Source organism: Mesorhizobium sp. WSM4841 (assembly GCF_055811515.1).
The window spans coordinates 1-269 of sequence record NZ_JBVVQC010000109.1 but is presented as its reverse complement, the minus strand read 5'-3'; the positions used below and the strand labels follow the sequence as shown (position 1 = coordinate 269).

General features: G+C 33.8%; 1 pseudogene. It reads left to right on the top strand.

Annotated elements, in window-relative coordinates:
* Positions 1 to 269 (top strand): annotated as a pseudogene (locus AC0L14_RS34810) (sugar ABC transporter permease); the annotation flags it as partial.

The following is a 269-nucleotide window of genomic DNA, read 5'->3' as shown; positions in this document are numbered from 1 at the left end:
GTTTAGATAACTTTAAAACGTTATTCACGATTGGCGTTTGGCGTAAAACATTTTTCAGTGTTATTACTTGGAAATTAGTATGGACGCTTGTTGCAACGACACTTCAAATTGCATTAGGGCTGTTTTTGGCAATTATTGTAAATCACCCTGTCGTCAAAGGTAAGAAATTTATCAGTACTGTGTTAATCCTACCTTGGGCCGTACCATCATTTGTGACAATTTTAATATTTGTAGCGTTATTTAATGATGAATTTGGTGCGATAAATAAT